Source organism: Inquilinus ginsengisoli, from assembly GCF_050434925.1.
Taxonomy (GTDB): domain Bacteria; phylum Pseudomonadota; class Alphaproteobacteria; order DSM-16000; family Inquilinaceae; genus Inquilinus; species Inquilinus ginsengisoli_B.
In genome coordinates, this window is record NZ_JBNDJK010000001.1 from 5,041,184 (window position 1) to 5,061,981 (window position 20,798).

16 protein-coding genes and 1 pseudogene are annotated in these 20,798 nt (G+C 68.4%); 13 read left to right on the plus strand and 4 right to left on the minus strand.

The genetic code is table 11. The features are described from left to right. Positions 1-861 (minus strand): DUF2189 domain-containing protein, encoded by an 861-nt coding sequence (locus tag QFZ27_RS24115; protein WP_429229006.1) that lies wholly within the window; start codon positions 859-861, stop codon positions 1-3. Positions 862-1,123: 262 nt separating this feature from the next. Here QFZ27_RS24115 and QFZ27_RS24120 point away from each other — a divergent pair, with 262 nt between their 5' ends. From QFZ27_RS24120 to QFZ27_RS24145, 6 genes are all read left to right on the plus strand, one after another. Next, positions 1,124-1,528 (plus strand): c-type cytochrome, encoded by a 405-nt coding sequence (locus QFZ27_RS24120; protein ID WP_429229007.1) that lies wholly within the window; start codon positions 1,124-1,126, stop codon positions 1,526-1,528. A 344-nt stretch (positions 1,529-1,872) separates the two neighbouring features. Beyond that, on the plus strand, positions 1,873-2,703 hold the full coding sequence (locus tag QFZ27_RS24125; RefSeq protein WP_429229008.1) for a cytochrome c oxidase subunit II: 831 nt from the start codon (positions 1,873-1,875) through the stop codon (positions 2,701-2,703). A 98-nt stretch (positions 2,704-2,801) separates the two neighbouring features. Continuing rightward, on the plus strand, positions 2,802-4,565 hold the full coding sequence (gene ctaD / locus QFZ27_RS24130; RefSeq protein WP_429229009.1) for a cytochrome c oxidase subunit I: 1,764 nt from the start codon (positions 2,802-2,804) through the stop codon (positions 4,563-4,565). Positions 4,566-4,575: 10 nt separating this feature from the next. Further along, on the plus strand, positions 4,576-5,292 hold the full coding sequence (locus QFZ27_RS24135) for a cytochrome c oxidase subunit 3 (RefSeq protein WP_429229010.1): 717 nt from the start codon (positions 4,576-4,578) through the stop codon (positions 5,290-5,292). A 15-nt stretch (positions 5,293-5,307) separates the two neighbouring features. Next, positions 5,308-6,021, plus strand: a complete 714-nt coding sequence (locus tag QFZ27_RS24140; RefSeq protein ID WP_429229011.1) for a heme-copper oxidase subunit III family protein — start codon at positions 5,308-5,310, stop codon at positions 6,019-6,021. Between the two features lie 5 nt (positions 6,022-6,026). Continuing rightward, on the plus strand, positions 6,027-6,395 hold the full coding sequence (locus QFZ27_RS24145) for a cytochrome C oxidase subunit IV family protein (RefSeq protein WP_429229012.1): 369 nt from the start codon (positions 6,027-6,029) through the stop codon (positions 6,393-6,395). 112 nt (positions 6,396-6,507) lie between these two features. Here the strand turns inward: QFZ27_RS24145 and QFZ27_RS24150 are convergent, their stop codons facing one another. Together QFZ27_RS24150 and QFZ27_RS24155 are read right to left on the minus strand one after the other, a co-directional pair. Then, complete coding sequence (locus tag QFZ27_RS24150) at positions 6,508-8,118, minus strand: M20/M25/M40 family metallo-hydrolase (RefSeq protein WP_429229013.1); 1,611 nt, start codon at positions 8,116-8,118, stop codon at positions 6,508-6,510. Between the two features lie 7 nt (positions 8,119-8,125). Next, positions 8,126-8,377 (minus strand): Lrp/AsnC ligand binding domain-containing protein, encoded by a 252-nt coding sequence (locus QFZ27_RS24155; RefSeq protein WP_395677214.1) that lies wholly within the window; start codon positions 8,375-8,377, stop codon positions 8,126-8,128. A 201-nt stretch (positions 8,378-8,578) separates the two neighbouring features. On the opposite strand from QFZ27_RS24155, the gene QFZ27_RS24160 reads away from it, so the two are divergent. From QFZ27_RS24160 to QFZ27_RS24190, 7 genes and pseudogenes are all read left to right on the plus strand, one after another. Then, positions 8,579-10,411 carry a calcium-binding protein gene (locus QFZ27_RS24160; protein ID WP_429229014.1) on the plus strand — a complete coding sequence of 611 codons (1,833 nt, stop codon included), beginning with the start codon at positions 8,579-8,581 and terminating at the stop codon, positions 10,409-10,411. 1,641 nt (positions 10,412-12,052) lie between these two features. Beyond that, positions 12,053-12,874: pseudogene (locus tag QFZ27_RS24165) on the plus strand (calcium-binding protein); the annotation flags it as partial. 199 nt (positions 12,875-13,073) lie between these two features. Further along, complete coding sequence (locus QFZ27_RS24170; RefSeq protein WP_429229015.1) at positions 13,074-13,466, plus strand: M10 family metallopeptidase C-terminal domain-containing protein; 393 nt, start codon at positions 13,074-13,076, stop codon at positions 13,464-13,466. A gap of 73 nt (positions 13,467-13,539) precedes the next feature. After that, complete coding sequence (locus tag QFZ27_RS24175; RefSeq protein WP_429229016.1) at positions 13,540-16,128, plus strand: hypothetical protein; 2,589 nt, start codon at positions 13,540-13,542, stop codon at positions 16,126-16,128. Positions 16,129-16,196: 68 nt separating this feature from the next. Next, positions 16,197-16,832, plus strand: coding sequence for a calcium-binding protein (locus tag QFZ27_RS24180; RefSeq protein WP_429229017.1), 636 nt, complete (start codon positions 16,197-16,199; stop codon positions 16,830-16,832). Between the two features lie 194 nt (positions 16,833-17,026). Next, positions 17,027-17,710, plus strand: coding sequence for a calcium-binding protein (locus QFZ27_RS24185; RefSeq protein WP_429229018.1), 684 nt, complete (start codon positions 17,027-17,029; stop codon positions 17,708-17,710). Positions 17,711-17,773: 63 nt separating this feature from the next. Continuing rightward, positions 17,774-19,594, plus strand: a complete 1,821-nt coding sequence (locus QFZ27_RS24190) for a calcium-binding protein (protein WP_429229019.1) — start codon at positions 17,774-17,776, stop codon at positions 19,592-19,594. 7 nt (positions 19,595-19,601) lie between these two features. On the opposite strand, the gene QFZ27_RS24195 is transcribed toward QFZ27_RS24190, so the two are convergent. Next, the gene (locus QFZ27_RS24195) at positions 19,602-20,621 is read right to left on the minus strand and encodes a LacI family DNA-binding transcriptional regulator (protein ID WP_429229020.1); all 1,020 of its coding nucleotides are present in this window, start codon (positions 20,619-20,621) and stop codon (positions 19,602-19,604) included. Positions 20,622-20,798 lie beyond the last annotated feature (177 nt).

Sequence of the window (20,798 nt, forward strand, 5' to 3'; positions counted from 1 at the left end):
TCAGTTCACCATCCTGCGGTACAGGTGCCAGGTGGCGTGACCGAGCACCGGCATGACCACGATCAGCCCGACGAACAGCGGCAGTGAGCCGACCAAGAGGCTGGCGGCGACGATCAGGCCCCAGGCCGCCATCGGGATCGGGTTGGCGGCCACGGCGCGGACCGAGGTCCAGATCGCGGTGTCGGCGCCGACGTCGCGGTCCAGCAGCAGCGGGAACGAGACCACGCCGATCGCCATCGCCGCCACGGCGAAGGCAAGGCCGACGCCGCAGCCGACCACGATCAGGGTCCAGCCTGCGGTGGTGCCGAACACCTCGTCCAGGAACAGGCCGAGCGAGGCCGGCTCGTCCGGGCCGAGCGTGGCGTTGTAGATGACGTTGGCCGTCACCATCCACAGCACGAAGATCGCCGCCAGGACGGCGCCGACCATGAGGATGACGCCGAAGCGGGGCGTGCGCAGCACGCCGAAGGCGGCGCCCCAGCTGGATGGCTGGCCCAGCTCCCGCCGCCGGCTCATCTCATACAGGCCGATCGCGGCGAACGGCCCGATCAGGGCGAAGCCCGAGGCCAGCGGGAACAGGAGCGGGATCATGTCCTGCCCGACCATGGCCCGCGCCAGCACCAGCCCGACCACCGGATAGATCAGGCACAGATACAGCACGTCGGTGCGGTAGTGGCCGAAATCCTCGAAGCCCTTGGCCAGGGCCTCGCGCAGGTCCCGCAGGCCGATGCGATGCACCGCCGGGGCCAGGACGTTGGGGTTCTCCTCGGCGTGGAACACGGTCTGGCTGCCGGTGCGCAAGGCGTGGCTGCCGAATTTGAGCTGGTCCGCTCCCCACTCCAGGGGGTTTCGGATGGTCATGTCCGTTCCTCCCGAACTTCAGGGGGCCCGCGTTGACCGTGGCAGTGCGGCCGGAATGGCCGCCGGTCACGCCGACGCGACCCGCCATGGACCAAAGTATAACCCGGCTGCGACATTCCGTCCCCTGCCTTTATCAGCTGACGTGAGGCAGCGAAAACGGCCCGAATCGCGCGGCCCTTGAAGCCGGAGGCGGAAAGCCGGAGTATCGTGGCGTCGGCAACGTCCGATGCAGCCAGCATCCAGCCAGCCAGGAGGAAGCGTGATGATGCGTTCGACCCTGATCGGTGCACTCGCCTTGGCGGTCTTGACGTCCGGGGGCCTGACCGCCGCGGCCCGGGCGGATGGCGACCCGGCCGCCGGCGAGAAGGTGTTCACCCAGTGCAAGGCCTGCCACCAGATCGGCGAGACGGCCAAGAACGCCGTCGGGCCCGAGCTGAACGGCCTGTTCGGCCGCCATTCCGGCTCGGTCGCGGGCTACAACTATTCCGACGCGAACAAGAACTCCGGCATCACCTGGGACGAGACTGTGTTCCGCGAGTACATCAAGGCCCCGCGCACCAAGATCCCGGGCACGAAGATGACCTTCATCGGCCTGAAGGACGACCAGAAGATCGACGATCTGATCGCCTTCCTCAAGCAGTTCGCCGCCGACGGCAAGAAGAACTGAGGCGGCGGGCCATGTTGCCCGAGATCGTTGACAATCGAGCGGGCTGACCCGCATCATCTTTTTACAGGCCAAGGCCGGACAAGTCTGATGCTGCAAGGGTCGTCTCCGCGTCGACCGTGACGCGGGACGGCCGGGCCAGATGAAGAAGCCGGCCGGCCTCGACAAGTGCGAAGGCCGTCATCCATGACGATGTGGCCACTATCAGGGGGAAACCGCCGCGCCGGCCCGATGGGCCGGAGTGCAGGATGCCCCCGCGCTGTGCCGCCGCATCCGCTTTTGATCCCAAGTCGATCGACTCCCGGCCTTCTCATCCCAGCAGCAGCTCAAGACGGGGGTGACCGGAGATGAAGACTGCGCTCGTCCTGGTTCTGGTCGCCGTCGGCTCGGTGGTGTTCCACCTGCTGAGCCCGTGGTGGTGGACCCCGATCGCCTCGAACTGGCACTACATCGACGGCACGATCGAGATCACCTTCTGGATCACCGGCGTGGTGTTCACCGCGATCGTGCTGTTCACCGCCTACTGCGTCTGGCGCTTCCGCCACCGCGAGGGCAACGTCGCCGACTACAAGCCCGAGAACAAGCGGCTGGAGACCTGGCTGACCGTCGCCACCGGGGTCGGCGTGGCGGCGATGCTGGCGCCGGGGCTGGTGGTCTGGGCCCATTTCGTCGAGGTGCCGGCCGATGCGACCGAGGTCGAGGTGGTGGGCCAGCAATGGCAATGGACCTACCGGCTGCCCGGCAAGGACGGCAAGCTCGGCACCGCCTCGACCCAGGCGATCACGCCGGAGAACCCGCTCGGCGTCCATGCCGACGACCCGGCCGGCCAGGACGACGTGCTGATCCAGGGCGGCGAGTTGCATTTGCCGATCGACAAGCCGGTGAAGATGCTGCTGCGCGCGGTCGACACACTGCACGACTTCTACGTGCCGCAGTTCCGGGCGAAGATGGACATGATCCCGGGCTCGGTGACCTACTACTGGTTCACGCCGACCCGCACCGGCACCTTCGAGGCGCTGTGCGCCGAGCTGTGCGGCACCGGCCATCCGTATATGCGCGGCATCGTCATCGTCGACGCCCAGCCCGATTACGACGCCTGGCTGGCGCAGCAGGCCACCTTCGGCCAGGTCTCGGCGCTGCCCGGGCCGGCCGACCGCGAGGTGACCGCGGCGAAGTAGTTCCGGCCCCGGGAAGGGGAGGGGCCGCGAGGAGGGAACACATTCGGCCGGGACGATCCCCGTCGAGCCCGGCCGGGAGGAAGCAGGAGGACACGCCCATGGTGGACGTCATCCGCGAGCCTGTCGCACCGGTCCCGCCGCTCGAGGTGCCGGATGTCGACCTGTACCATCCGAAGAGCTGGCTCACGACCTGGGTGTTCTCGCAGGACGCCAAGATCATCGCCGTCCAGTATGCCAGCACGGCGCTGGCGATCGGCTTCGTCGCCCTGGTGCTGTCCTGGATGATGCGGCTGCAGCTGGCCTTTCCGGACGACTTCGCCTTCATCGACGCCACCGGCTATTACCAGTTCATCACCATGCACGGCATGATCATGGTGATCTACCTGCTGACGGCGCTGTTCCTGGGCGGCTTCGGCAACTACCTGATCCCGCTGATGCTGGGCGCGCGGGACATGGTGTTCCCCTATGTCAACATGCTCAGCTACTGGATCTACCTGCTGGCGGTGCTGGTGCTGGTGGCCAGCTTCTTCGCCCCCGGCGGGCCGACCGGGGCCGGCTGGACCCTGTATCCGCCGCAGGCCATCCTGTCCGGCACGCCGGGCGGGCGCGAATGGGGCATCCTCTTGATGCTCGGCTCGCTGATCCTGTTCATCATCGGCTTCACCATGGGCGGGCTGAACTACGTCGTCACCGTGCTGCAGGGGCGGGCGCGGGGGATGACGCTGATGCGGATGCCGCTGACGGTGTGGGGCATCTTCACCGCCACGGTCATGGCGCTGCTGGCCTTCCCGGCGCTGTTCGTCGCCTGCGTGATGATGCTGATCGACCGGCTGCTCGGCACCAGCTTCTTCATGCCGGCCCTGGTCGAGATGGGCGAGCAGCTGAAATACGGCGGCGGCAGCCCGATCCTGTTCCAGCACCTGTTCTGGTTCTTCGGCCACCCCGAGGTCTACATCGTCGCCCTGCCGGCCTTCGGCATTGTCTCCGACCTGATCAGCACCCATGCCCGCAAGAACATCTTCGGCTACCGCATGATGGTCTGGGCCATCGTCGGCATCGGCGCGTTGAGCTTCATCGTCTGGGCGCACCACATGTATGTCAGCGGCATGAACCCGTATTTCGGGTTCTTCTTCGCCACCACGACGCTGATCATCGCCATCCCGACGGCGATCAAGGTCTACAACTGGGTGCTGACGCTGTGGCGCGGCGACATCCACCTGAACCCGCCGATGCTGTTCGCCCTGGCTTTCATCGTCACCTTCGTCAATGGCGGGCTGACCGGGCTGTTCCTCGGCAATGTCGTGGTCGACGTGCCGCTGTCCGACACCATGTTCGTGGTCGCCCATTTCCACATGGTGATGGGGGTGGCGCCGATCTTCGTGGTGTTCGGCGCGATCTACCACTGGTACCCGAAGATCACCGGCCGGATGCTGGACGACACCATGGCCAAGATCCATTTCTGGGTCAGCTTCGTCGGTGCCTACGCGATCTTCTTCCCGATGCATTACCTCGGGCTGATCGGCGTGCCGCGGCGTTATTTCGAGCTCGGCGAGACCGCCTTCGTGCCGCCCTCGGCGCATGACCTCAACATCTTCATCACCGCCGCGGCGCTGACCGTCGGCGCGGCCCAGCTGCTGTTCCTGTTCAACCTGATCTGGAGCGTTCGGCACGGCCGCGACGCCGGTGGCAACCCGTGGCGGGCGACGACGCTGGAATGGCAGACGCCGACCACCCCGCCGCCGCACGGCAATTGGGGCCGCGAGCTGCCGGTGGTCTATCGCTGGGCTTATGACTACAGCGTCCCGGGCGCTGCGCAGGACTTCCTGCCGCAGAACCAGCCCGGCGCCGTGCACCACGGCTGAGGGCGCGGCGATGGTCATCGTCACCCTGTTCATGCTGGTGCTCGGCGGCCTCGCTTTGCTGTGGCTGGCCCGCCAGGGGCTGATGACCAAGCCCTGGCTGGAGGAGAGCACGGTCGGCAACGTGCCGGCCACCGGCGCCTCGCTGCGGCCGACGGCGCTGATCGGGCTGGGCGTGTTCCTGGTCGTCGCCGGCGCGCTCTTCACCCTCCTGGTCAGCGCCTATTCGATGCGCATGGCGATGCCGGACTGGCGGGCGCTGCCGGTGCCGCTGCTGCTGTGGATCAACACCGCGGCCCTTGCCGCCGCCAGCGTCGGGCTGCAATGCGCCCACGGCGCGGCCCGGCGCGGCGACCTTGCCGACACCCGCACCGGCCTGCTGGCCGGCGGCGCCGCATCGCTGGTGTTCGTGGCCGGGCAACTGCTGGCCTGGCAGCAGCTGCACATGCTGGGCTATTTCCTGGCCAGCAACCCGGCCAATTCCTTCTTCTACCTGATCACCGCGGTGCATGGCGTGCATGTGCTGGGCGGGCTGATGGCCCTGGGCCGCACCGGCGCCCGGGCCTGGCGCGCCCCCCTGGCCGACATCGATCCCGACAGGCTGCGCCTGAGCGTCCAGCTGTGCACGCTGTACTGGCATTTCCTGCTGCTGGTCTGGCTGATCCTGCTCGCCCTGCTGACCGGCTGGGCGGACCGTTTCGCCGAGATCTGCAGCCAGTTGCTGAGCTAGGGGAGGTCCAAGCCGATGGCCGAAACCCATATCGCCGGATCGATCCCGCGCCCCGAGGGCTGGCAGGGCGTCGCCTCCGACTGGTCGTCCGACCAGCGCGCCTTCAAGAGCGCGTCCTGGGGCAAGGCGATGATGTGGATCTTCCTGCTCAGCGACACCTTCGTGTTCGGCTGCTTCCTGCTGTCCTACATGACGGTGCGGATGTCGACAGCCGAGAGCTGGCCGAACCCCAGCGAGGTGTTCGCGCTGACCATCGGCGGAGAGTCGATCCCGTTGATCCTGATCGCGATCATGACCTTCGTCCTGATCAGCAGCAGCGGCACCATGGCCATGGCGGTCAATTACGGCTACCGCCGCGACCGGGTGAAGACCGCGGTGCTGATGCTGGTGACCGCGGCCTTCGGTGCCACCTTCGTCGGCATGCAGGCCTTCGAATGGACCAAGCTGATCCATGAGGGGGTGCGGCCCTGGGGCAACCCCTGGGGCGCGCCGCAATTCGGCTCGGCCTTCTTCATGATCACCGGCTTCCACGGCACCCATGTCACTATCGGCGTGATCTTCCTGGTCGCCATGGCCCGCAAGGTGCTGCGCGGCGACTTCGAGACCGGCCGGCGCGGCTTCTTCACCAGCCGGCGGGGCAATTACGAGATCGTCGAGATCACCGGCCTGTACTGGCACTTCGTCGATCTGGTCTGGGTGTTCATCTTCGCGCTGTTCTATCTGTGGTGAGGGACATGGCACACGCCACGCATATCGACGACGGGCACGGGCAGTCGCAACCCGTTACCCATGCCGAGGGCCAGCAGCACCCGATCAGGCTGTACCTGGTGGTCTGGGGCTGGCTGTTCGTGCTCAGCGCCTGCTCCTACCTGGTCGACTATTTCGCCCTGCAGGGTCTGCTGCGCTGGACCCTGATCCTGGTCTTCATGATGCTGAAGGCGGGGCTGATCGTCGCCGTGTTCATGCACATGAAATGGGAGCGGCTGGCCCTGGTCTACGCTATCACCGTGCCGCCCGTGGCGCTGCTGGTCTTCGTCGCCATCATGGTAGCCGAGTCCGACTACACCCTGCTGACCCGGATGCTGTTCCTGGGTGGGCAATAGGGGCGGGGGTTTCCTCTGCTTTTTTTGGAACTTCGTCACTTGCTCCGAGCCGCAATTTCTACTCTTCCCCTCCCGCAAGGGGAGGGGGAGGATAAGAAACAGGTAGAGGCGATTACCCCCTGATCACCCCGTCCGCGATCTCGCGGATGAGCTCCGGCAGGACCTCGAAGGCATATGGCCGGTGGATGCGCTCCAGCGGCGTGTGGTAGTCGCGGCCCCAGGGGCCGGCATTGACGATCGGGATCTGCGCCAGGGCCGGGCCGTCGGGCCAGGGCAGGCCGGCGCCCCAGGCCGGGGTGTCGGCAGCGATGGCGGCCACCGAGCTCTCGTCGCCCATGCCGAGGAAGCTCATGTCGGAGATGCCCGGGAACCAGGGCTCGAGCCCGATCGTGGTGCCGTGGCGTGCCGCTACCTTCGCCGCGGCCTCGCGCGTCGCCCGCTCCAGCCGCTGCCCGGCCTCGTCGCCGCCCAGCGACACCGGCAGATAGGGCATCGAGGCCAGGCCCAGCACCACCGCCGGGCCGCTGCGGCCGCTCAGCCGCCACAGCGCCTCGGTGATCCGCCGGCACTGCTCCGGCAGGTCGAGGCCGGCCTCCGCCACCTCCTGCGCCACCGCGGCCAGCACCGCTTCGGCCTCGGGCGAGCGCGCCAGCACCTCGCGCCGCAACTCGGCGAAGCGCAGCACCGGCACGTCCGGCACATCGGCCCCGCCGCGTTGCCGCAGCTGCGCCGCGACCCCGGCGGCCGCGTCCTCGATCAGCCGGGCCAGCGGCGCCAGCACCTGCTCCGGCCCGCGCCGGTACCGCGCGGTGTTCCAGAACATCCAGACGGTGCCGGGGGTGGTGACGTCGTAGCCGGCCTTGCCGTCCTTCATGCCCAGCAGCGTCGCCGGCGTGCCGGAGGCGTTGCCCAGGCTCTCGGTCAGCTCCGGCGCCCATTCCACCGCGGCGGCGATGGCGCCGGCCAGGGCGGCGGCGCCGACGCCGTGGATCGTCTCGGCGGCATGGGCGGCGCGGCCGATCACCAGCGCGCTGGGCAGCAGCTTGCCGACGCTGCCCAGCGCCACCGACCGGCCGAAGCGGCCGTCGCCGGTGTCGCCCAGGCAGTCGAGATTGATCGCGGCGTCCAGGCTCAGCCCCAGCCGCTCGGCCACGCCGGGCAGGGCACGGGCGGCGCTGCGGGCGCCGGCGGAGTTGACCTCCTCGTCCGGCACGGCGAGGAACAGCAGGTTGCCCTCGCGCTCCGGCTCCGCGGCCGCCGCCTCCAGCACCGCCAGCCCGGCGGCGAGCCCGCCCTTCATGTCGAGCAGCCCGCGCCCGGGCAGGAAGTCCGGCCCGGACAGGTCGGCCAGGGCCCGCTGCTCGGCCTCGCTGCGCGCATCCCGCCGCAGCCGGGCCAGCAGGGCGTCCTTCAACTGCTCCGGCTCGGTCGCCAGCGTCTGCAGGTCGCCATAATCGGCGAACGTCACCGTGTCGAAATGGCCGGTCAGCACCACGGTGCGGCGGCCGCGCCCGCGCAGCAGCGCGGCGACGCTGGCCCGGCCCAGCCGGTCGCCGGCCGGGATGGTCCAGACATCGTCCGGCCGGTCGCGGAAGGCCGGGCTGGCGCGCAGCAGGCCGCACAGCGTCTCGGGAAGAGCCACCTCGTCCGCCGTGCCGGTGACGCTGGGGATGCGGGTGAGGGTCAGCGCCCAGTGCTCGGCGCGGGCGGCGAGTTCGGTCATCGTCGTCTCAGCTCTTGCCGGCGAAGGCGTTGAAGGTGATCAGCGTCATCGTGTCCTTGATGTGCGGCAGGGCGTGGATGCGGCTGTTGACGAAGCGGCCGACATCGACCTCCTCCGGCAGGTAGCATTTGATCATCAGATCGAACTGGCCGGAGATCGAGTAGATCTCCGACACCTCCTCGATCTCGTCGACAGCATGCTCGGCCGTGTCATAGGCGTGGCCGAGCTCGCATTTCACCATGATGAAGATCGGACGCATCAAGCGGCCTCCGTGACTCGGGGTTCGGGTCCGATCCTAGCCCGGCGGCGGCGGCGGGTCATGGGTGATGCACAGCGGCACCGGCCGACATCCACAGCGCTTCGACGGCGACGGTACTTCGGGCTTCCAGATCAGACTCACCGGCAGCATCCTCCTGGTGACCGCCGGCCTCGGCGTCACGCATAGCCAAAAGGAGCAGACATGGCCGACTACATTGGCACCTCCGGCAATGACGACTTCACCGGCACCGTCAATGCTGACCGGATGTACGGCAATGGCGGAGACGACAGGCTGATCGCCGACAGCAACGCCGACTTCCTCGACGGCGGCGAAGGCAACGACTATCTCCATGGCGGCTTCGGCGGCGACGAGCTCCATGGCGGCGCAGGTGACGACATCTTGCACACTGGCGACGTCATTTTTTTCGATTCCGGAGAAAGCGACACGGTTTACGGCGGCGCCGGCAACGACGAAATCCATGGCGGGCACGGGGCCGACCGAATGGACGGCGGCGCCGGCATTGATACCCTCGTCTACGGCGTCAGTCTCAATGACGCCTTGTATGTCAACCTGGCCACCGGCATCGGCAGAGCCAGCGTGACCGGCTTCGACGACGTTCTGATCGGGATCGAGAATGTCGTGGCGAATTCCGAGTACAACGACATCCTGATCGGATCGGTCGACAATAACCGGCTATCGGGCGCCGGCGGCGACGATATGCTCTCCGGCGGCGGCGGTGCCGACCTGCTGGAGGGCGGTGTCGGCGATGACGTCCTGCAAGGCGACACCGGGAATGACTCCTTTGCGGGTGATCTCGGCGACGATTTTCTCGAGGGCGGGGCCGGGGCGGACCGGCTGGACGGCGGCGACGGCATCGATACTGTCGACTACGGCAACAGTACCGCGGTGACGGTCGATCTGGTTGCCGGCTCCGGCAGCGGCGGCGAGGCAGCAGGCGATGTTCTGATCAGGATCGAGAACGTGTCCGGCAGCCAGGCGGCCGACGCGCTGACCGGTAGTGCCGACGCCAACACGCTGCGGGGCTGGGGCGGCAACGACGTGCTCCGCGCCGGCGCCGGAGCTGATGTGCTCGACGGCGGTGACGGAGACGACCGGCTCCATGTCGGCGCTGGGGCGGATGCGATGGATGGCGGCGCCGGCTACGACACCATCGTGTTCGAAAGACCCATGGTGGCCGACTGGCAGGCAGGTTTGCTCGACGCGGATGTCGGCCCGGATGTCTGGCGGAACTGGGAGGCGATCCAGGGCTCCAGCGGCGACGACCGGATCCGCACCAACAGCTGGGGCTACGCGGTCGAATTGCGCGGCGGCGCCGGCAATGACGTGCTCGCCACCGGCATCGACGGCGTGGTCGCCGACACGCTGTCGGGCGAGGCCGGCAACGACATCCTCGACGGCGGTGCCGGCAACGATGTCCTCCGCGGCGGCGCCGGGGCCGATGCGCTGGCAGGCTCCGCCGGCACCGACACTGCCAGCTACTACGGCAGCACGACCGGAATCCTGGTCAGCCTCGCCAGCGGCACCGCCAGCGGCGGGGAGGCGCAGGGTGACATCCTGACCGGCATCGAGAACATTTCCGGCAGCCAAGGCAACGACAGCCTCTACGGCAACGCCGGCGCCAATGTCTTGCAGGGATGGAACGGCAATGACGCCCTTGTCGGGAGGGCCGGCAAGGACGCGCTGACCGGCGGCGCCGGGGTCGACCACTTCACCTTCGCCGCGGTCGGGGACAGCGCGGTCGGGGCCAATGCCGACCGGATCACCGATTTCAGCCGCATCCAGGGCGACCGCATCGACCTGATGGGGATCGACGCCCGAACCGGCGTGGCCGGCGACCAGGCCTTCAGCTTCATCGGCAGCGCCCTCTACACCGGTGTCGCCGGACAGCTGCGCTATGCGGTGGTCGGCGGCATCACCACGGTCGCCGGGGACGTCAACGGCGACAAGGTCTCGGACTTCCACATCACCATGACCGGCAATATCGTCTTCGCCGCCGCCGATTTCGTGCTCTGACGACGGCGCACCCCGCGAAAAGCGGACACGCTACCCACCTCTCGATAGAGCGCATCCTCCGGCTCCGCCAGGCCGCCACGGCGGTTTCCAAACAGTCTGGTCGTTGTCGTCGGGTGCGCCGCTCCTTCAGGCCGGAAGGCCGTGCGAGATAGGTCCTCGACCATAATTATGGCACAGTTTCATAAAATAAGATGCGCCCCGCTGCTCAATGCTGCGGAACCCTTTGGCCTTATGTTGATCCTTGGACAGGACTCCGGCCGTCAGAGGAACGAGTTGAGATAACAATATTCCGTCTTGGTCCGATTGAATGCGGCAGGATCAAGAGCAAAAAAGAAACTGTCGTGAGCAATAGAGAGCCATTTCTGTCACGGTCTTGTATCGCGGCCGTCTGGCGCAGTTCGGTCGCAAGCACTCGTCGACATGTAATTTGAACGGGAGGGGGAAAGCATGGCCACAGTCAGCTATTCATGGGCCTATGACGTTTTCGGTTTCGTCTTGAATGCCGACGCGAGCGGAAGCCAGGCGGATGTCGCCATCACCGCGACCGCCGACGGGGGGTATCTGGGAACTTGGAGCGTCGGCAGCGGCTTTGTCCGGGGCCGACACGTCGATGCCCACGGCACGCCGGGCACCGAAGACTTCCTCAACACCACGACGCTCAACAGCCAATTCGATGCCAGCATGGCGCTGCTGGGCAACGGCCATAATGTCGTGAGCTTCACCGATAACAGCTCGGGCACCGAGACGATCCGGATCCGCATCCTCGGCGACGGCGCTCCGCCTCTGGACTTCGCGGTGCCGGCCTCCGACCTGCCCCAGTTGGAATCTGACGTCGCGGCGGTGGGGGCCGACGGCTTCGCGGTCGCCTACACCCGCGATTTCGGCGACGGCGACACCGATGTCCGGATCCAGCGGTACGATGCGGATGGAGCCGTGATCGGCGGGTCGATCATCGTCGACAACAGCACCACCCTGGCCACCGACCATGCCTCGATCACCGGCCTCGCCTCCGGCGGCTTCGTCGTGGCCTGGGAGCAGTCCCTGACCGCCGGCGGCAGCCATTCCGTCTGGTTCCAGCTCTACGACGCATCGGGCGGTCGCGTGACCGTCGCGGGCGACGCGCTCAACAGCCATCACCTGATCGACGACACCGGCTCGATCAACCAGGACATCCAGGTCGCCGCCCTGCAGGATGGCGGCTTCGTCGTCACCTATGTCGACAGCGGCTGGGACGTCGGCGACGGCACCGAGATCACGGCGCAGGTCTACAATGCCGACGGAACGGAGCGCAGCGAGTTCTTGCTGGTCAACGACGACCTCGGGGGCGATCAACTCCGTCCGACGATCACCGTGCTGTCCAACGGCTATTTCGTGGTCGGCTGGATCAGTGGGGACAAGCTCTACTACCAGGCCTATGACCCGTCGGGCACCGCCATCGGCTCCGACTACCTCGCCCACGACACCAGCGTCGTCGAAGCCGAGATCGCGGCCCTGGCCGACGGCCAGTTGGCCAATGTGCGCGAGAGCTCGTTCACCGACGGCGACGGAAGTTCGGTCCGCAGCTCGATCCATGCGCTGACCCGCACCACCTTCGGCAGTGCGGCGGACGAGACCCTGACCGGCGACGGCCTGCGCGACCTCATGGACGGCGGCGGCGGCAGCGACATCCTCGACGGCTTCGGCGCAGACGACGATCTGTACGGCAGCGAAGGCGCCGATACTCTGCGCGGTGGCGCGGGGGCCGACCGGCTCTTCGGCGGCAACGGCGCCGACACCGCCAGCTACTACACCAGTGCGGCCGGGGTCACGGTCGACCTCGCCGTCGCCACCGGCAGCGGCGGCGATGCCGCGGGGGACACGCTGGACGGGATCGAGAACCTCTCCGGCAGCAACCTGGGCAACGACATCCTCGCCGGCGATGCCGGCGGCAACAAGCTGCAGGGATGGGGCGGCGACGACGTGCTCCGCGGCGGGGCGGGGGCCGACACGCTCGAAGGCGGCGCCGGCATCGACACGGCCAGCTATTACACCAGTGCTGCCGGGGTCACGGTCGATCTCGCCGCCGGCACCGGCAGCGCTGGCGACGCCGCTGGCGACGCCGCCGGCGACACGCTGACCGGGATCGAGAACCTCTCCGGTAGCAACCTGGGCAACGACACCCTCTCCGGCAATGGCAGCGCCAACAAGCTGCAGGGCTGGGGCGGCGACGACGTGCTCCGCGGCGGGGCGGGGCCCGACACGCTCGAGGGCGGAGCCGGGACCGACACCGCCAGCTATTACAGCGGCGCGGCCGGGGTCACGGTCGATCTCGCCGCCGGCACCGGCAGCGGCGGCGACGCCGCGGGCGACACGCTGACCGGCATCGAGAACCTCTCCGGCAGCAACCTGGGCAACGACACCCTCGCCGGCAACAGCGGCGCCAACAAGCTGCAGGGCTGGGGCGGCGACGACGTGCTCCGCGGCGGCGCCGGGGCCGATGTGCTCGAGGGCGGCGCCGGCATCGACACCGCCAGCTATTACACCGGTGCTGTCGGGGTCACGGTCAACCTCGCCGCCAACACCGCCGGCGGCGGCGACGCCGCGGGCGACGCGCTGACCGGCATCGAGAACCTCTCTGGCAGCAACTTGGGCGGAGACACTCTCACCGGCAGCAGCGGCGCCAATGTGCTGCAGGCCTTGGGGGGGCAGCGACACCCTTGTCGGCGGTGCCGGCAAGGACACGCTGACCGGCGGCGCCGGGGCCGACACCATCATCTTTGCCACTCTCGGCGACAGCGTGGTCGGGGCCAATGCTGATGTGGTCACCGACTTCAGCCACGCCCAGGGCGACGAGATCGACCTGGCGGCGATCGACGCCAACGCCGGCGCCGCCGGCAACCAGGCCTTCAGCTTCATCGGCGCCAACCTCTACAGCGGCACCGCCGGCCAGCTGCGCTTCTCGATCGTCAACGGCGTCACCACCGTCGCCGGCGACGTCGATGGCGACCAGATCTCGGACTTCCACATCGTCCTGACCGGCAGCATCGCTCTCGTCGCCGCCGACTTCGTGCTCTGAACCGGCTCGGCCGTCCCCGATCCGAAGTCCGGTCGGGGACGGCTGCCTCGAGCTTTGAACAGAAGGGGGAATAATGGCCAACGTTACTTATTCATGGACCAGCGTCGTTGCTCATTTCAATTTGAATGGGCAGACGAACGGCAGCCAGGCGGATGTCGCCATTACTGCGACCGCCGATGGGGGATATCTGGGAGCCTGGAGCGTCGGCAGCGGCTTTGTCCGCGGTCGATACGTCGATGCCGACGGCACGCCGGGCACCGAAGACTTTCTGAACACCACGACGGACCAGTCTCAATTCGATGCCAGCATGGCGCTGCTGGGCAACGGCAACAACGTCGTCAGCTTCACCGACAACAGCTCGGGCACCGATACGGTCCGGATCCGCATCCTCGGCCAAAGCGCTCCGGAGGACGATTTCGTGGTGACGGCCTCCGATCTGTCCCAGCGGGAATCCGACGTCACGGCACTGGGAGCCGACGGCTTCGCAGTCGCCTACACCCGCGACTACGGCGCCGGCGACACTGATATCCGGGTCCAGCGGTACCACGCGGATGGAACCGTGAATGGCGGCCTCATCGCCGTCGACTCCGCCACCGGCCTGGCCACCGACCATGCTTCGATCACCAGCCTCGCCTCCGGCGGCTTCGTCGTGGCCTGGGAGCAGTCGCCGGTCGTCGGCGGCGCCCATTCGGTCTGGTTCCAGCTCTACGATGCTGCGGGCGCCCGCGTGACCGTTGCCGGCGACGCGCTCAACACCCATCACCTGATCGACGACGCCGGCACGATCAACCAGGACATCCAGGTCGCTGCCCTGCAGGATGGCGGCTTCGTCGTCGCCTATGTCGACAATCAGTGGGACGACGAAAACGGCACCGAGATCACGGCGCGGGTCTACAACGCCGACGGTTCCGTGCGCAGCGCCCAGCTCCTGGTCAACACCGACACCGTCTATGACCAGATCCACCCGACGGTCACCGTCCTGTCCAACGGCTTCTTCGTGGTCGGCTGGACCGTTGCGGGCTTCCTCTACTATCAAGCCTTCGACCCGAGTGGCGCCGCCATCGGCGCCAACAAGACGGTCGCCAATGGCACCACGGACGCCGAGATCGTAAGCTTGGCCGACGGCGTTGTGGCCAATGTGCGCGAAAGCATCTTCACCGACGGCGACGGCACGTCGATCCGCAGCTCGATCGACGCGCTGGTCCGCACCACCACCGGGGCGGCGGCCGCCGAGACCCTGATCGGCGATGGCCTGCGCGACGTCATGAACGGCGCCGGTGGCGCCGACATCCTCGATGGCCTCGGCGCCGACGATGACCTGTTTGGCGGCGAGAGCGACGATACGCTCCGCGGCGGCGCGGGGGCCGACGAGCTCGACGGCGGCACCGGCATCGACACGGCCAGCTACTACACCAGCGCGGCCGCGGTGGCGGTCGACCTCGGCGCCGGCACCGCCAGCGGCGGCGACGCTGCGGGCGACGCGCTGGACAATATCGAAAACCTCTCCGGCAGCAACATCGGCGATGACGTCCTCGCCGGCAATGCCGGCGCCAACAAGCTGCAGGGCTGGGGCGGCGGCGACGTGCTCCGCGGCGGCGCCGGAGCCGATGTGCTCGACGGCGGTGCCGGCACCGACACGGCCAGCTACTACACCAGTGCGGCCGGGGTGACGGTCGACCTCGCCGCCGGCACTGCAGGCGGCGGCGACGCCGCGGGCGACACGCTGACGGGAATCGAGAGCCTCTCCGGCAGCAACCTAGGCAACGACACCCTCGCCGGCAATGCCGGCGCCAACACGCTGCAGGGCTGGGGCGGTGACGACGTGCTCCGCGGCGGGGCAGGGACCGACACGCTGGACGGCGGCGCCGGCAGCGATACGGCCAGTTATTACACCAGTGCTGTCGGGGTCACTGTCGATCTTGCCGCCGCTACAGCCGGCGGCGGTGATGCCGCGGGCGACACACTGACCGGCATCGAGAACCTCTCCGGCAGCAACCTGGGCAACGACACCCTCGCCGGCAACAGCGGCGCCAACAAGCTGCAGGGCTGGGGCGGCGACGACGTGCTCCGCGGCGGCGCCGGGGCCGATGTGCTCGAAGGCGGCGCCGGCACCGACACCGCCAGTTACTACACCGGCCTGGTCGGGATCTCGATCAGCCTCGCCGAAGGCAGCCCCGCCGGCGGCGATGCCGCGGGCGACGTGCTGACCGGCATCGAGAACCTCTCCGGCAGCCAGGGCGATGACGGCCTGACCGGGACTGCCGGGGCCAATGTGCTGCAGGGCTGGGGTGGCGACGACGGCATCGTCGGCGGTGCCGGCAAGGACACGCTCAGCGGCGGCGCGGGGGCGGATCTCTTCCACTTCCTCGCCCTCGGCGACAGCGTTGTCGGGGCCAACGCCGATGTCATCACCGACTTCAGCCATGCCCAAGGCGATGAGATCGACCTCATTGAAATCGATGCCAACTCCGGCGCCGCCGGCAATCAGGCCTTCAGCTTCATCGGCGCCAACCTCTACAGCGGCGCCGCCGGCCAGCTGCGCTTTTCCATCGTCAACGGCGTCACCACCATCGCCGGCGACGTCAATGGCGACAAGGTCTCCGATTTCCACATCGTCCTGACCGGCAGCATCGCTCTTGTCGCCGGCGACTTCGTGCTCTGAACCGGTCCGGCCGCCCCCGATCCGTCGTGGGCCGGGGGTGGCCACTCAACAACAGGCAACAGAGAGCCATGTCGGCCTTGATCCCCTTACCGCGGCCGTCTGGTACAATTCAGTCACAAGCAACGCTGGAGGGCGGGGCCGGCAACGACACGGCCAGCTGGTACACCAGCGCCGCCGGGGTCGCGGTCAGCCTCGCGGCCGGCACTGCCAGCGGCGGCGACGCCATGGCCGACGCGCTGAACAGCATCGAGAACCTCTCCGGCAGCAACCTCGGCAATGACGGGCTGGAGAGGAATGCCGGCGCCAATGTGCTGCAAGGCTGGGGCGGCAACGACGCCCTCGTCGGCGGCGGCGGCGGCGGCAAGGACACGCTCATCGGCGGCTCCGGGGCCGACCGCATCGACTTCATGGCCCTCGGCGACAGCGTGGTCGGGGCCAATGCCGACGTCATCACCGATTTCAGCCACGGCCAGGCCGACCGCATCGACCTGACGGCGATCGACGCCAACGCCGCCGTGGCCGGCAACCAGGCCTTCAGCTTCATCGGCTCCGGCCTGTACACCGGCGTGGCCGGCCAGCTGCGCTACTCCATCGTCGGCAGCGTCACCACCATTGCCGGCCACGTCAACGGCGACAAGGTCTCGGACTTCCACAGCATCGCGACCGGTGCCGTCAATTTCATCGCCCTCGACTTCGTGCTCTGAACCAGCTCGGTCGGCCGCATCCGGGCGTTGCGCCCGCCCGGGTGCGGTGGGCGGCCGTTGCCGGAAAAAACAGACATAATATCCCTGTTCCCACGGGCGGGCATCCTCCATTTGGCTGAGGCGGCCGAGAGCGGTCCAGGACAGACTGACGGGCCGGATCGCGTGCCGCAGCACCCGGGACAGGGAGACCGACCATGGCCGTCGTTAACGGAACCGCCGGGAACGATCTGATCCATGTCGCCGGCGACGGCGGCCTGATCGACGGCGGCGACGGCAATGACAGCCTGATCGGGGGCGCCTGGGGGGACACGCTGCTCGGCGGCGCCGGCATCGACGTCATCAGCTATGGCAGCGGTTCTGGTGTGAGAGTCGATCTCGCCACCGGCCGCAGCCTTTACGGCGACGCCCAGGGCGATACGCTGTCCGGCATCGAGAATCTCTCCGGCAGCCAGGGCAGCGACAGCCTCTACGGCAACACCGGCGCCAATGTCCTGCAGGGCTGGAACGGCAACGACCTGCTCGTCGGCCGGGCCGGCAAGGACACGCTCACCGGCGGCGCCGGGGCCGACCGGTTCCAGTTCACCGCCATCGGCGACAGTGTGGTCGGTGCCAATGCCGACCGGATCACCGATTTCAGCCATGCCCGGGGCGACCGCATCGACCTGGCGGCGATCGACGCCAGGTTCACGGTCGCCGGCGACCAGGCCTTCAGCTTCATCGGCACCGCCGCCTTCACCGGCGTGACCGGGCAGCTTCACCACCGGCACGATTCCGGCCGGACCATCGTCTCCGGCAACGTCAACGGCAACCGCACGGCCGACTTCAACATCACCTTGACCGGGACCATCAATCTCGTGGCCGCCGACTTCGTGCTGTAGGGAGCTGTTCCGACGACGCGGCGCGGAACGGACACGGTCGCTTTACCAGAGGGGAACGGAACCATGGCAATCACGCCCACCAACCTCACCGCACTGGACTGGGACCTCACGCGCAATGCGGGGTCGCTGTCGGTCCCGATCGAGGAATTCCCCGGTATCGCCTGGACCAGGCTGCAGGTGACGGCCGGCGTCACCTATTATCTGATCGGAAGCACCGTCAGTGCCGATAACCGCAATGCCGTTGTCGGCGTCGCCGACGCGGATGGAAACGAGCTCGCCGTCTCCCCGAGCGGCGAGCTCGGCGTCCTGACCTTTTCGGCGACATCGACCGGATCGGTGTTCGTCGGAGTGGTGAATTCGTTAGGATATCCGGGCGTTGCGGATCTCTTTGTCACCACCAATCCGGCGTTGCTGGTCCAGGTCAGCGGCCCGTACACGGCGCTGGCCGGCGAGCGCGTCGCCGGCCGCGAAGACGGCAATTCGATCAATCTCGGGGTGGCCGGGCTGGACGCGCTGGGCGGCGGTGGCGACGACACCCTCACCGGCAACGGCCTCGACAACCGCCTCAGCGGCGGCACCGGGGACGATCGCATCGACGCCGGGGACGGCAACGACGCGGCCTGGGGCGGCCTCGGCATCGACAGGATCGACGGCGGCATGGGCAACGACATCGTCTATGCCGGCGACGCCCCCGATTTCGTCCTCGGCGGAGACGGCATCGACCGGCTGTACGGCGGCGCCGGGCTCGACCTGCTCCAGGGCGGTGCCGGCAACGATACGATCTCCGGGGATGCCGGGCACGACAGGATCCAGGGCGGTATCGGCAACGACACGATCTCCGGCGGCGACGGAGATGACGACGTCGCCGGCGCCGAGGGCGATGACGGCCTCAATGGCGGGGCCGGCGAAGACGTCCTCTCCGGCGACGCCGGCAACGACACGATTTTCGGCGGTGACGCACATGATTTCATCACCGGGGATGACGGCGGCGATTCGCTCGAGGGCGGTGCCGGCAACGACCAGCTCTATGGCGGAGCGGACAACGACGTGCTGCGCGGTGGCGCCGGGGCCGACGATCTCGGCGGCGATGCGGGCGTCGATACCGCCAGCTACTACAGCGGCAGCGTCGGGGTCGTGGTCGATCTCGCCACCGGGAAGGGCAGCGGTGGCGAGGCCCAGGGCGACCTCCTGTATAATGTCGAGAACCTCTCCGGCAGCCAGGGCAGCGACAGCCTCTATGGCAACGCCGGCGCCAACCTCCTGCAGGGTTGGAACGGCAACGACGTGCTCCGCGGCGGCGCCGGGGCCGATCGGATCGACGGCGGTGCCGGCCTCGACACCGCCAGCTACTACACCGGCACGACCGGCGTCGTGGTCAGCCTCGTCAGCGGCCTCGGCGGTGGCGGCGAGGCGCAGGGCGACACCCTGATCGGCATCGAGAACATTTCCGGCAGCCAGGGCAGCGACAGCCTTTATGGCAACACCGGCGCGAATGTGCTGCAGGGCTGGAACGGCAATGACACTCTCGTCGGCCGGGCCGGCAAGGACACGCTCACCGGCGGCGCCGGGAGCGACCGCTTCACCTTCGCGGCCCTCGGCGACAGCGTGATCGGGGCCAATGCCGACACCATCACCGATTTCAGCCACACCCAGGGAGACCGGATCGACCTGGTCGGTATCGACGCCCGGTTCACGGTCGCCGGCGACCAGGCCTTCACCTTCATCGGCACCGCCGCCTTCACCCTTGTGGCCGGGCAACTCCACATCTGGCAGAACGCCGGCCGGACCATCGTGTCCGGCGACGTCAACGGCAACGGCACCGCCGACTTCAACATCGTCCTGACCGGGACCATCAATCTCGTGGCGGCCGATTTCGTGCTCTGAGCCGGCGTCAGGCGGCCGGCGCCGGGCCGCGGACGGTGCGGCGCCAGACCAGCGGCGCCGGGATCGTCAGCCGCAGCGGCGCCGCGCCCTCCGCGGACTCCAGCGCCGCCATCACCGCGTCGCCGGTGGCGTCGACCGACTGGTCGAAGGTGGTCAGGTCATAGGCCGACCAGCCGGCCTGCTCGGTGTTGTCGAAGCCGATGACGCAGAGATCCTCGGGCACCCGCAGGCGCAGGTCGTGGCGGGCGGCGTCGATGAAACCGAAGGCGACCAGGTCGTTGATGCAGAAGGCGGCATCCGGCCGGTCCGGCCGCAGGAGCAGGTCGTGCGCCGCGGCCCGGCCGGTGGCGTAGACGGTGCGGCCGCCGCGCCAGACCGCCGGCTCGATCCCCTCCGCGCGGGCGGCGGCCAGGAAGCTGGCCTCGCGCGCCAGGAGGGCGGGCGTGCCCTGGGCCGAGGTCACCAGGCATGGCCGCCGGCAGCCGGCGCGGCGGAAAGCGGCCACCGCCAGCCGGCCGGGCAGGGCGCTGTCGATGGCGATGTTGTCAGGCCCCTCGATCCGGTCGTCGCGGTTGATCAGCACCACCCGCTGCCCGGCGGCGATGCACAGCCGGGTGATCTCCTCCGACGGGGTGCCGGACAGCACGATGGTGGCGTCGGCCCGGTAGTTCAGGATCTGCCGCAGCGCCGAGCGGGCATCGGCATCGCCGCGGCCGCTGGTGCCGATCAGCATGGCGACGCGGCCGCTGTGCTGCAGCCGGTCGGTCAGGGCCCCGACCATCCGCGACCGCAGCGGCGTCTCCAGGTCGGAGGCGACGATGCAGACGATATTGCTCGACCGCCGGGTCAGGCCGCGGGCCAGGTGGTTGACGTGGTAGCCCAGCGCCTCCGCCGCCTGCAGCACCCGCTGCCGGGTCTCGGCCGAAACGCTGGCGCCAGGGGTGAAGGTGCGCGAGACGGCGGAGCGGGACACGCCGGCCCGGTCGGCCACCTGCTGGGCGCTGGCGAAGCTGCGGCGACGGGTCACGACGGAACAGACCTGCTGGTGATTGCCGCCATCTCCAGGCGGCGAAACAGCCGATGATATGCACAGCCGTGCAGAAGGCAAGCACCAGGGCTGGTTCGGTTGGCCCGGTCGGGGGCTATGGATGGTTGACAGGGCGGTACTTTCATGTCGAGCTTGCACAGCCGTGCAAGCAACGGA